The sequence below is a fragment of the Chitinophaga sp. genome, assembly GCF_036569185.1.
Classification (GTDB): domain Bacteria; phylum Bacteroidota; class Bacteroidia; order Chitinophagales; family Chitinophagaceae; genus Chitinophaga.
On record NZ_DATCRD010000053.1, the window covers coordinates 1 to 12,830 of the forward strand.

At 44.6% G+C, this 12,830-nt stretch carries 9 protein-coding genes; 4 read left to right on the forward strand and 5 right to left on the reverse strand.

The features are described from left to right. Window positions 1-136 precede the first annotated feature (136 nt). Window positions 137-1,945, forward strand: coding sequence for a translational GTPase TypA (gene typA, locus VIM72_RS03875; protein ID WP_332001553.1), 1,809 nt, complete (start codon window positions 137-139; stop codon window positions 1,943-1,945). A gap of 328 nt (window positions 1,946-2,273) precedes the next feature. Here the strand turns inward: typA and recA are convergent, their stop codons facing one another. The 5 genes from recA to VIM72_RS03900 all read right to left on the reverse strand — a co-directional run bounded on the left by recA (window position 2,274) and on the right by VIM72_RS03900 (window position 7,280). Further along, complete coding sequence (recA, locus tag VIM72_RS03880) at window positions 2,274-3,284, reverse strand: recombinase RecA (RefSeq protein ID WP_332001554.1); 1,011 nt, start codon at window positions 3,282-3,284, stop codon at window positions 2,274-2,276. A 578-nt stretch (window positions 3,285-3,862) separates the two neighbouring features. Then, entirely contained in the window at window positions 3,863-4,558 is a 696-nt protein-coding gene (locus tag VIM72_RS03885) for a hypothetical protein (RefSeq protein ID WP_332001555.1), read from the reverse strand. Window positions 4,559-4,568: 10 nt separating this feature from the next. Continuing rightward, a complete protein-coding gene (gene rpoN, locus VIM72_RS03890) occupies window positions 4,569-5,993 on the reverse strand; it encodes an RNA polymerase factor sigma-54 (RefSeq protein WP_414648934.1) in 1,425 nt (474 codons plus the stop codon). Window positions 5,994-6,153: 160 nt separating this feature from the next. Continuing rightward, window positions 6,154-6,753, reverse strand: coding sequence for a ribonuclease HII (locus tag VIM72_RS03895; RefSeq protein WP_332001557.1), 600 nt, complete (start codon window positions 6,751-6,753; stop codon window positions 6,154-6,156). Window positions 6,754-6,842: 89 nt separating this feature from the next. Then, window positions 6,843-7,280, reverse strand: coding sequence for a hypothetical protein (locus VIM72_RS03900; protein WP_332001558.1), 438 nt, complete (start codon window positions 7,278-7,280; stop codon window positions 6,843-6,845). A 207-nt stretch (window positions 7,281-7,487) separates the two neighbouring features. Between VIM72_RS03900 and VIM72_RS03905 the strand changes: the two genes are divergently transcribed. The 3 genes from VIM72_RS03905 to VIM72_RS03915 all read left to right on the forward strand — a co-directional run bounded on the left by VIM72_RS03905 (window position 7,488) and on the right by VIM72_RS03915 (window position 12,413). Beyond that, window positions 7,488-9,650, forward strand: a complete 2,163-nt coding sequence (locus VIM72_RS03905) for a S46 family peptidase (protein WP_332001559.1) — start codon at window positions 7,488-7,490, stop codon at window positions 9,648-9,650. A gap of 138 nt (window positions 9,651-9,788) precedes the next feature. Further along, complete coding sequence (locus tag VIM72_RS03910) at window positions 9,789-10,967, forward strand: porin (RefSeq protein WP_332001560.1); 1,179 nt, start codon at window positions 9,789-9,791, stop codon at window positions 10,965-10,967. A gap of 15 nt (window positions 10,968-10,982) precedes the next feature. Further along, the gene (locus VIM72_RS03915) at window positions 10,983-12,413 is read left to right on the forward strand and encodes an anion permease (RefSeq protein WP_332001561.1); all 1,431 of its coding nucleotides are present in this window, start codon (window positions 10,983-10,985) and stop codon (window positions 12,411-12,413) included. Window positions 12,414-12,830: the final 417 nt, after the last annotated feature.

Sequence of the window (12,830 nt, forward strand, 5' to 3'; positions counted from 1 at the left end):
CTTAACCTGACCAAATGATTACATTTATTTAAAACGTGATACCCTCATTCTCGCTATGTTTTCGTACCTTTGCGCCTTCTTTTTGTAGCTATTAGCGAAAATTTGGTTAATGGCTGATAGCTAAAGATATAAGTATATGAACATTCGTAATATCGCAATTATTGCACACGTAGACCATGGTAAAACTACCTTGGTTGACAAAATCCTTCATCAGGCTAATGTATTCCGGGCTAACCAGGAGTCAGGTGAACTGATCATGGATAGTAACGATCTTGAAAGAGAACGTGGTATCACCATATTCAGCAAGAACGCTTCTGTTGAATACAAGGGAACCAAAATCAATGTGATTGATACTCCGGGCCACGCCGACTTTGGTGGTGAGGTAGAAAGGGTATTGAAAATGGCTGATGGTGTGATCCTGCTGGTGGATGCTTTTGAAGGTCCGATGCCGCAAACCCGTTTTGTGTTACAGAAGGCTTTACAGCTGAATCTGAAACCTATTGTTGTTATCAACAAGGTAGATAAGGCTAACTGTCGTCCTGATGAAGTACATGATGCAGTTTTTGAATTGTTCTTTAACCTGGATGCAACAGAAGAACAACTGAACTTCCCGACATTTTATGGCTCTGGTAAAAATGGCTGGTTCAACAGTTCATTAGAGCCATGCGAAGATATTTCTCCGTTGATGGATGGTATCCTGGAACATGTTCCGCAGCCCCAGACTCCGGAAGGTAACCTGCAGATGCAGATCACTTCACTGGATTACTCTTCTTTCCTTGGCCGTATTGCGGTAGGTAAAGTGGCCCGTGCTTCTATTGAAGAAGGACAATGGGTTACTTTGATGCAGACAGACGGTACCAGCAAGAAACAGAAGGTGCGTGAGCTGTATATTTTTGAGGCGTTGGGTAAAAGAAAGGTAAATAAAGTATTTGCCGGCGATATCTGCGCGGTAGTGGGTATTGAAGGTTTTAACATTGGTGACACCATTGCTGATGCAGAAGCCCCTGAAGCGCTGCCTATTATCAGTGTGGATGAGCCTACCATGAACATGTTGTTTGGTATTAACAACTCTCCGTTCTTTGGTAAAGACGGTAAGTTTGTTACTTCCCGTCACCTGCGTGATCGTTTAATGAAAGAAACTGAGAAGAACCTGGCGCTTCGCGTGATGGATTCTGACAGTGCAGATAGTTTCATGGTGTATGGTCGTGGTATCCTGCATTTAGGTGTATTGATTGAAACCATGCGTCGTGAGGGTTATGAGTTAACAGTTGGTCAGCCACAGGTAATTGTGAAGTTGATAGACGGTAAAAAATGCGAGCCATACGAAACCCTGGTGGTAGACGTGCCGCAAGACTTTGCCAGCAAGGTAATTGATCTGGTAACCCGTCGTAAAGGTGAGATGCTGATCATGGAAACTAAAGGTGAAATGCAGCACCTGGAGTTTGAGATTCCTTCCCGTGGTTTGATCGGTTTGCGTACACAGATGCTCACAGCTACCGCTGGTGAAGCAGTAATGGCACACCGCTTTAATGATTACAAACCATGGAAAGGCGCTATCCCTGGCCGTAATAATGGTGTATTGATTGCCAAGGAAGCTGGTACTACTACCGGTTATTCTCTTGACAAGCTGCAGGATAGAGGCTCTTTCTTTGTTGATCCGGGAGAAGAAGTATACAAGGGTATGATCATTGGTGAAACCAATAAACCAGGCGACCTGGTGGTGAACCCTAATGAAGGCAAGAAACTGACCAACATGCGCGCAAGCGGAACTGACGGAGCTGCCAACATTGCACCTAAAATACTGATGACACTGGAAGAATGTATGGAGTACATCCAGCATGATGAGTGTATAGAGGTTACGCCTAACTTTATTCGTATGCGTAAAGTAATACTGGATGAGGAAGAACGTAAGAGAACAGCTAAAAGCATGAAAGCAGAAGCTTAATTGCCTTTGTTTGTAAGATAATTGGTGAAAAAAGCAAGACCGCTCCGTTTTACGGGGCGGTTTTTGTTTTGGAATGCTTTCTGGTTTTATGCTTACCAGTTCAGCGTTTAGGCGATAACATTCTACTGATAATCTTTTGAAGTACTGGCGCCATTTTACCCTTGCTGTGATAAATGTTTTTGTTGCATGAAGACAAAAAAAATCCCCGCCCAGGATAAGGCAGGGATGTGCATACTAACCCAATGCTTACTAAAACTAAAACTAACTTCTATATATATTCTGAGACTAAGTGCTGATTCAATACTTATTCAATTCAACCCCATCAATATTAAGCGGCATCCTGTTTTTCCTGGATCTTCACTTTAATCTTTGCTTCGATTTCTGCTGCCAGTTCAGGGTTATCGTTCAGCAGTTGTTTAACTGCATCACGGCCCTGGCCTAATTTATTGGAATCATAGCTGAACCAGCTACCGCTTTTCTGAACAACTCCATATTCAACACCCATATCAATGATCTCACCTGTTTTAGAGATACCCTGACCATAAACGATATCGAATTCTGCCTGGCGGAAGGGAGGGGCTACTTTATTTTTCACCACTTTGACTTTTACGCGGTTACCTACGGCTTCATCACCATCTTTAATCTGGCTCATGCGGCGGATATCCAGCCTTACGGATGCGTAGAATTTCAACGCATTACCACCGGTGGTGGTTTCAGGGTTACCAAACATAACACCTATCTTTTCACGCAACTGGTTAATGAAAATGCAACAGCAATTTGTTTTGGAGATAGTGGCTGTTAATTTACGCAGCGCCTGTGACATCAAACGGGCTTGTAATCCCATTTTGCTTTCACCCATTTCTCCTTCCAGTTCACTTTTGGGTACCAGTGCAGCAACAGAGTCAATTACGACTACATCCACTGCCCCGGAAAGGATCAGGCGGTCTGCTATTTCCAGTGCCTGCTCACCATGATCTGGTTGTGAAATCAACAGGGAATCCACGTCAACTCCCAATCTTCTTGCGTAACTGCTGTCAAAAGCATGTTCCGCATCTACAATGGCGCAAATGCCACCTTTTTTCTGTGCTTCCGCAATTGTATGTATGGCGATGGTTGTTTTACCGGAAGACTCAGGTCCGTATATTTCAATGATCCTTCCTTTCGGTAAACCACCAATTCCAAGTGCTATATCAAGACCCAGGGAACCCGTGGAAATAATCTCCATTGGCGCTTCTGCTTTTTCTCCCATCATCATCACAGATCCCTTACCGAAATCTTTCTCAATCTTGTCCATTGTGAGGCGCAGGGCCTTCAGTTTTTCTGCATTGGCTGTAGACATATAAGTAATGTTTTTACAAATTTAAAAGATAGCTGATCACAATTAGAAAGCAACTTAATTGGATTGCTAAGTTATGACCTAATTTTATATTTTCCTAAATTTTTTAGCATTTTATTTTATTTGCTAAATTAAATAGTAATCTTTTCCGTGCTGTTCAAGAACTGCCTGTCAAAGTTTTATTTAAGGATTAACCCCGCAATGACATAACAAAGATGCAACACCTTTACGCATTGAATATGCGTAACAACAAAGCCTCAAAAAAATAATTAACCGGGGGAAGTGAGAATTCTACTGCTTTTTTAAAAAGCGTAGTTCTACGCTTGAGTATCAGCCGGGAAAGTTTCACTTTTGTATTGTCAAGTTTAGTTGTTGAAGTTAATCCCCTACTGTTTGTTAAAGTTGTTTGTTAGCCTGCCTTACGGCCTTGCATCCATGTGAAGAAGGAACAGTGATGTGGTCAGAGGTTAAACCCCAAAAGTCTTTTATCGCCATTCTATATGTTGTTTTCCCTGATCCCTGGCTGGTAGCTGACTTGTTCAGTTTTACCGGCAGGGAGCAGGGATAGAATGGTGAAGCGCTTATTTTACAAGTATCCAGCACGCAGCCAGCTGTGAAATAATGCCAATCAGGAAACCGATATAAATTTCCCGTGGCTCATGTGCTTCCAGCACCAGGCGGGAGGTAGCCACAATTCCGGCCACAAAGAAAGTGATCACCAGCGGTACAGATACATTCATATGCATTCCCCACATCAGTGAAAGTAAGAGCCCGATTACGCCGCCCCAACCTACCGTATGCATACTGGTTTTTATGAAGTTATTGGTAATAAAGGAGATGGAAACACTGATGAATACCCCCAGGAAAAACGCGGTATAGAACTTCGGCGCCCGGCCTTCCTGTTGAAAAGTATAGAAGGCCCAGAAATAATAAGTGATCATTGCCACATATGGAATGATGCGGTCGCGCTGGGTTTTCATATGAACAGAAGACACAAATTTCAGCGCCTTCGCCAGTAAAAGGGTAAGTATGGGAAACCCGATACTGATAATAGCCACCCTGAAATAAAGCATGTCGAAATCGAATCTTTTGCTTAATGGCTTGAACGCCACCATATATTCCGGGATGGATTCAAGGATCAGGAAGGTTACCAGCAGGGGAATGAACAGCGGATGAGAGAGGTAGGAAATGACCAGTGCCAGGGATTTCATTGCCTTTGGAAACTCCGGCTCCAAACGTAGATTTCCGTTCCGGTCTAAAACTGCTTGTTCTTGCATGGTATGGTGCTTATAATTCTTTACGTAAACGGGCTACGGGGATATTGAGCTGTTCCCTGTACTTGGCCACTGTGCGGCGGGCAATGTTGTATCCTTTATCCTGTAGCATTTTTGTGAGATTCTCATCGCTGAGCGGCTTACGTTTGTTTTCCGCTTCAATGAGGTCCGACAGGATCTTCTTTACCTCCCTGGTAGATACTTCCTCGCCGCTGTCGGTAGACAGGGATTCGGAGAAGAAGAACTTCAGTTTGAAGGTACCGAACTCGGTTTGTACATATTTGCTGTTGGCTACCCGGCTTACGGTGGAAATATCCAGTTGTGTGCGATCCGCGATATCTTTCAGGATCATAGGCTTCATGGTAGTTTCATCTCCCGTAAGAAAAAATTCGCGTTGGTAGTCCATAATAGACTCCATAGTGGATAACAAAGTATGTTGCCGCTGCTTGATGGCATCTATAAACCATTTGGCAGCATCTATTTTCTGTTTGATAAACAATACGGCTTCTTTCTGGCGCTTGTCTTTTTTATCGCCCCGGTCATATTCTTTCAGCATTTCACGGTAACCCCCGGAGATCCGCAGGTCGGGCGCATTGCGCGAATTGAGCGTAAGTTCCAGTTTACCGGCATTATTTAAAATAAAGAAGTCTGGTAATACGTAGCTTTCTGCCTTATTCAGTGTGGCGAAATTGCCGCCTGGCTTAGGCGTAAGACGGATAATCTGGGTGATGGCTTCTTTCAGGCCTTCATCAGAAAGACTTAATGCTTTCTGGATCTTTTCGTAATGCTTCTTGGTAAATTCGTCGAAGTAGTTTTCCAGGATGAGATAGGCATTGTGTACACCGGGATCATCCTGTGATTTACGTTTCAGCTGCAGTAGCAGACATTCCTTCAGATCAGTGGCGCAAACGCCCGCCGGATCAAAATCCTGTATCTTTTTTATGAGGGCGCTGATCTCTTCTTCGGTGGTGTCTATATTCTGTGAAAAGGAGAGGTCATCTACCATGGAGCTGATTTCCCTGCGCAGGTAGCCGTCATCATCAATGCTGCCAATGATATGTTCGGCAATGGCATTCTGGTGGTCGTCCAGCTCCAGCATGCCCAGCTGGCTTAATAAATGTTCATGGAAAGAGGTTTCCACCCGGATCGGGATGGTTTTATTGCTTTCATCCGGATCGGGATAGTTATCATCCCGCAGTTTGTAATCTGCCACATCATCGTCGCCCTCACTTACATATTCAGAAATATCTATATTATCGTACTCGTTTTCACTGCCATCTGGCTCAAATTCATCTTCTTCTGCCGGTGTTTCGTATTCTTCCTGTTCTTTGAACTCATCTTCTCCTGCTTCTTCCCCATATTCCAGCGCTGGGTTTTCCTCCAGCTCTTCCTTGATCCTTTCTTCCAGGTTCACAGTAGGTACCTGCAGCAATTTCATGAGCTGAATTTGCTGAGGTGAGAGTTTCTGTAATAATTTCTGCTGTTGTGTCTGCTTTAACATAATTATTCCCTGTCAGGGCAAAATTAATAAGTATAAGGTTAACAGAGCGCCCCGCTGCACGTATTTAGCCTTTAGATAACCCATTAAGGGTTAATGGCTATAAATCCAGTTCCAGCTGCTCCGGCAACAAACGGAATGTTTTACGGTGAAATGGCGTGTCGCCAAATTCCCGGATGGCATCCCGGTGTTGCTTGGTAGGATACCCTTTATTCTCATTCCAGCCAAAGTGTGGATAGGTAGCATGTAACTGCTGCATATATTCATCACGATAGGTTTTGGCCAGAATAGAGGCTGCCGCTATAGAGGCGTATATGCCGTCGCCCTGAATAATACAGGCGTGCGGCGTATTGCCATAGGCATAAAAACGGTTACCATCTACCAGTATAAACTCCGGTTGCTGCGTCAGCTTCTCCAATGCCAGATGCATGGCTTTGAAAGAAGCCTTTAGTATATTTATCTTGTCTATTTCCACATTATCCACACTTGCCACGGCATAACATACTGCTTTTTTTTCAATCACCTTTCTTAGTTTCTCCCGTTCGGTGGCTTTCAACTGCTTGGAATCGTTCAGCATCGGGTGCCTGAATTTTTTGGGCAGGATTACTGCTGCCGCAAATACAGGACCCGCCAGGCATCCCCTTCCGGCTTCATCACAGCCGGCTTCTGTTAATAATTCCTGATAGTAAGAAAGTAGCAAATCCAAATCTATTAAGCCGGGTAAAATTACAAGATTAATGTTCAAGGAACAAGGATTGTGGAATTTTGAAGTAATACCGCAGCCTTCTTTTAATCTTTCTTAAAGAGATCCTTAAAATCCTGTTTGAAATCTGTCCACTCCTTATCGGATTTTTTCATCAGTTGATCGGCGGCTGCACGGGTGCTATCCCATTTGTCGGCGCTGCTGTTCTTTATATCTTCCAGCTTTCTATTCATCTGTATTTTCAGCGCTTCCAGTTTTTTGCGGGCGGCTGCACTTTTTTCATCCCCGTCCTTTTTTAATTCTTCCGTAGTCTTGTCAATTTCATTAATACGCTCCCGGATAGCATCTTCTGCCTGCTTCTTTTGTTCAGACAGATAGTCTCCCGTACTGCTGGCAGCAGATTTAATATCCTGTCCGGCTTCCTTCAATTCTTCCCTGATTTCTTCTTTCTTTTCCTGTTGGGTGCTACTCTCGTTACAGGCAAATAAAGCGGCAATGCCCGCCAGTAAGAATACTCTTTTCATGTTCCGACGATTTTTTTGATTTTTTTTAAATACTGGCACAGCCTTCCGGCTGTACCCCTTTATCAAAACATATTCCAGTTTTTTGTTCGCTCACGTATCATATTTTAATATTTATCAGATATTCAGCCACCATTGGTCCTTATACCTGCGCCCGGTAACAAAAAAATAGCTAGGTTTGAGGTCCTTAAAAACAAAACCTGACTTAATATGAGAAAAAAATTACTGGTTTTGCTCTTACTGCTTGGCGTAAGTATCAAATGGGCTAAAGCAGATGAGGGCATGTGGTTGCCTTATTTATTGGGGCAGCAAACGTACAACGACATGGTGAAGAAAGGATTGAAGCTGACTAAGGAACAGTTGTACAGCATTAATAAAGCATCCCTGAAAGACGCTATCGTTATTTTTGGCGGTGGCTGTACCGGTGAAATTGTAAGTAACGAAGGCCTTATTTTTACCAACCACCACTGTGGTTACGGCGCTATTGCCGCAGCCAGCTCTGTAGAGCATAACTACCTGAAGAACGGTTTCTACGCAAAAAACAAACAGGAAGAAATTGCGTCTTCCCAACTCTCTGTTCAGTTCCTGGTTAGGGTGGAAGATGTGAGCAAACAGGTGGAAGAAGCCCTGAAAGGACTTAACGGCGCTGAAAGGGCCCAGAAAGAACAACAGGCATACAGCGATATTATCTCTAAAGCCATTGCCAACACCGGCTACGAAGCGAAAGTAGTGCCCATGTTCAAAGGCAACCAGTATCTCCTGTTTGTATATGAACGCTATAAAGATATCCGCCTGGTAGGTACGCCTCCTGAAAGCGTAGGTAAATTTGGCGGCGATACTGACAACTGGGAGTGGCCCCGCCACACCGGCGACTTTTCCATCTTCCGCGTATATACCGGTAAGGATGGAAAGCCAGCTCCCTATGCCGCTGATAATGTGCCTTTAAAACCGAAGCATTTTCTGCCTGTATCCATCAAAGGCGTAAAGGAAAATGATTACGCCATGATATTCGGTTACCCCGGCGGAACCAACCGTTATGAAACCTCTTATGGCGTAAAGCTGAAAACATCCGTTGAAAATCCTTCTGTGGTAAATCTCCGCGACGTAAGACTGAAAGCCATGTTTGAACAGATGAAGAAAGATCCTGCCGTAAAACTGCAGCTGGCTTCTTCCTACGCCGGCATCGCCAACTACTGGAAATTTTTTGACGGCGAAACCAAACAGCTGGAAAAACACGGCGTACTGGCCGATAAACAAAAACAGGAAGCTGCCTTTGCCAAATGGGCACAGGACAAACCTGAATTTGCGAATGTACTTTCTGATTACGAAGCTGCATATAAAGCATGGGCACCTTACGCAAAACAACGCACTTACCTGAATGAAGGCATCCTGGGTTCACCGGTAGCGTCTTTTGCAGCTTCATTAACAGGAGTGGAAAGAGCGCTGGTAACTCCCGGCGCCGCTAAAGACGCCGTTAAACAGGCAGTTGAAGCAGCTGATAAAGCACGTAAAGCATTTATTGAAAGCGAAAACAAACCAAGCGATCAGAAAATTCTGGCAGCTACCTGCCACATGTATTATACAGACATCTCCAAAGATCAGCAACCCATTGGTTTTTATGATGCACTGAAAGCAAAATATGGTAGTCTGGATGAAGATAAAACCTACAATACCTGGGCAGCTTCCCTAATGGCCAATACCTTTATTTTTGATGATGCAAAATGGAACGCATTTGTGGCCAACCCTGATGCGGTAACGCTGCAGAACGATCCTGTATTTGCCTATGCCAGCGCATTTATCAAAAATTATGTAAGCAAATACCTGCCGTTATACAACCAGTTCAATACTAAAATCAATGACCTGGGCCGCGTTTATCTCAAAGGCGTTATGCAAATGAGCCCTAACGCCAACAGGTATCCTGATGCTAACTTTACCATGCGCTTGTCTTATGGCCAGGTAAAACCATATTCTCCCCGTGATGCCGTGCATTACGACTATGTAACCACTATGAAAGGCGTGATAGAGAAATATGTGCCCGGTGATTACGAATTTGACCTGCCCGAAAATTATATTGACCTGTATAATAAGAAAGATTTTGGTCAGTATAAAGATGCTAAACGGAATGATATTGTAGTAGGCTTTATCACTACCAACGATATTACCGGCGGAAACTCCGGATCCCCTGTTATCAATGCCAATGGTGAATTGATTGGTCTTGCTTTTGATGGCAACTACGAAGCCCTGAGCCATAAGATCCAGTTCGATTCCGAGTACAATCGTACTATCTGTGTGGATGTACGCTATGTACTGTGGTGTATCGATAAACTAGGCGGAGCAAAAAATATTATTAATGAGCTGAAGCTGGTGAAATAAGCCGGTTGTAATCATTTGAGCATAAAAAAACCGTACCGGCGCGCCGGTGCGGTTTTTTTATGCTTGTTATGCTGCAACTTTTTTTGTTACACGGTGTTATCCCGGTATGTTGTTTCCAACATCTAATAATAACTGTGCATGTATAAACGAATCCTATTCTCTGTCGCCCTGTTTTTTCTTTTCTCCTCATCTGCAAGGGCATACGTTTTTTTTCCTGCACGGCCACCGGCAGATTCCACTGCCCGTGATACAACCCTTGAAAAAATTACCGGTTTTATAAAGAAGATTTCTTTCGGGGGTGTTTTCCAGGCAAGGTACACCGCTTCGCTGGTGCGGGATGTGGATGTGAACGGGATGTATCAGCCGGATGCAGAAGAGGTAGTAAGGAACAGTTTCAGTATCAAACGGGCCCGTTTGCAGGCCAAGGCCCAGGTTAGCGACCGTTTTACGGCAGCGGTGTTGATCAACCTGGCGGAGTTTTCGGGAGATACCAAAGGCAAGGTCCTTGAAAACGCATACATCTCATACCGTTGGAACGATGCGGTGAATTTCACCGTTGGGCAGTTCAGGCCTTCTTTCGGCCTGGAAGATCTTTACCCGGTAGATATTATCCAGTCGATGGATTTTTCTAATCAATATTACGCGTTTGGCAGTAACGGATGGCAAAGCTTCCAGATTGGCGTGTCTATGTTCGGTTCATTTAACAAAGATAGTAAAGTGCCCATGAAGTATGCCGTTTCAGTGGTGAACGGGAACAACCGCAACCAGGTATCGGACAACGATAATGGCAAACTTGGAACTGCCAGGCTGGAATTCGGGAATATGAATAAACTTTCGCTGGGATTGAACGGAGGCCTGGGTGCTGTAAAACGACAAGGCGTATATGCGTTGGGAGTAGATGTAAGCGGGGTGATACCACTGGCGCCCAAGTGGGACCTGCAGCTGCAGTCGGAATACAAACAGGGAAATAACCACCAACTTTATTATTCCCTGCCAGACAGTACCCGCAGTAAGGGAAGCGTAAGCCGGTATATAATGGATGGAGTATATATCCTTCCTAATTTCCGGTACAAGATCAATTATCATAAACTCACGTCTATAGAGTTTTCCATGCGCTACGAATATTTTGATGAAGATAAAAAACACGATGGCGCTATCCGGCAATCCTATATTCCCATGGTCAGCCTGGCTTTCCTGAAAGATTACGGTGGCCGGATACAGCTGGGAATGCAGATAGACCAATACAATAAAGACATCCCGGGAACAAAAACGCATAACAGCAACCTGTTGATTGTGCAGGTGCAATGCAGGTTTTAATAAACACGAGTTTATATGAAGGAGATCAAGTATCCACAGTTGTTAATTACGCTCGCAGTAGGTTTGCTGATCTGGTTTATACCGGCGCCGGAGGGTGTGAAGCCGGAGGCCTGGCACCTCCTGGCCATTTTCCTTGCCACTATTGTGGGCATTATCATGAAAGCGGCAAGCATGGGCACCATGTCGGTATTAGCTATTACGCTGGTGGCGGTTACAGGAGTGCTGGCACCCGGAGATCCGGCGAAATCCATTACCCTGGCGCTTAGCAGCTTTGGAGATAAAGTGATCTGGCTGATCGGGATCTCTTTTTTTATAGCACGTGGATTTATTAAAACAGGATTGGGAAAACGTATTGCTTACCTGTTTGTCAGGGTTTTTGGCCGAAGTCCGTTGGGACTGGCTTACGGGTTGGGGTTGGCGGACCTGGTGTTGGCGCCGGCGGTACCAAGTAACACTGCCAGGGGCGGGGGTATTATTTATCCGATCATGAAATCTATGGCCATTAATTTTGGTTCCGTACCGGAAGATCCGGCCACACACCGTAAGCTGGGTGGTTATCTTACTTTGAACAGCTATAATATGAACCTTATTACGTCTTCCCTGTTCTTAACGGGTACGGCGAGTAATCCCATGTGCCAGAAGTTTGCAAAAAACCTTGGAATCGATATTACCTGGATGTCGTGGTTTACCGCAGCCGCGTTACCGGCTTTAATTTCCATTATTGTGGTGCCGTGGATACTGTATAAGATCTATCCTCCTGAGCTGAAATCCACTGGTGACGCACCGGCCATGGCATCTGAAAAACTGAAGGAGATGGGGCCGGTGCATATCAATGAATGGCTTATGCTGCTGGCGTTTGTGATCCTGCTGGGATTGTGGATAACAGGAGATCTTTTTGGTGTAGATGCTACCACTACTGCTTTGATAGGGCTGGTATTCCTGCTCATCTCACGGGTGCTTACCTGGGAGGATGTGAAGTCAGAGAAAGGCGCATGGGACACTATTGTGTGGTTTTCTGCACTGGTAATGATGGCCAGCTTCCTGAACAGTCTTGGGTTCATTCCATGGTTCAGTGAACTGATCAAACAGCAGGTAGGGGGTATGAAATGGACAGTAGCTTTTCCGATCATCGTGTTGGTATATTTTTACAGCCACTACATTTTCGCCAGTGCAACGGCGCATGTAGCGGCCATGTATTCCGCCTTCTTAGGAGTGGGTATTTCTGTAGGCATACCTGGCACGTTGCTCGCATTGGCGCTGGGTTACTGCGGCGGAATCTTCGGTACACTTACTCATTACGGTCACGGACCTGCGCCGGTATTTTTCGGAAGTACTTATGTAGATCTGAAGGACTGGTGGAAATGCGGGTTCATACTGAGTATCGTGCTTATCCTTATTTGGATAGGCATCGGCGGTGGATGGTGGAAAGTGTTGGGTATCTGGTAAACGGGCAATGTTTTTACCGGAAGAAAGGGCGCCGGTGTGGGACCGTATGTAAAGCTCGAGCGTTGGCTTATTTACCAGTGCAAAATATCACATGTGGCATTGCTCACGCAGAAAAATAAAAGCACAAACAGGTGTAGGAAATATGGTGCGCCAGATGGATGTTAGAAGGATTTGGCCACTGCAGCTATACGGAAGCTGAATGTTCACAATAGATATCTGTACTGCATATGCCCGCATGAATTATCGTATGCCCGTTTACGTAATTCTACGTATTTTTTATGCGTTTGTTTTTTTTATTGAAGGAATGATTGTAAATTTGCGTCCGTTTGTATACCGAATATATACTGTTGCCGATAAGAGTTGCAATTGCAATAGTGTTAACCCCGGTGAATTATTTGTAACAGGGTTGTGACCCCC